The following is a 234-nucleotide window of genomic DNA, read 5'->3' on the forward strand; positions in this document are numbered from 1 at the left end:
TTTTTGGCATCGGAAATAGCTTCTGGTACGATTTCAACGCCATACACATGCTTTGCCTTTTGCGCTAGGAACAAAGAGATCGTCCCAATTCCGCAGTAAGCATCGATGACATGCTCCTTACCACTTAAATCAGCATACTCTAACGCTTTTTCATAGAGCACCTGGGTCTGAACTGGGTTCACTTGGTAGAAAGACCTTGCTGAAATCGCAAATTTAATGTCTCCTATATAATCA

The 234-nt window shown here is 42.3% G+C and carries 1 pseudogene; it reads right to left on the minus strand.

From position 1 onward, the window contains the following. Window positions 1–234, minus strand: a pseudogene (locus tag AOA60_RS28810) (23S rRNA (uracil-5-)-methyltransferase RumA); the annotation flags it as partial.

The organism is Pseudomonas sp. 2822-17, from assembly GCF_002742485.1.
GTDB lineage: Bacteria > Pseudomonadota > Gammaproteobacteria > Pseudomonadales > Pseudomonadaceae > Aquipseudomonas > Aquipseudomonas cyclaminis.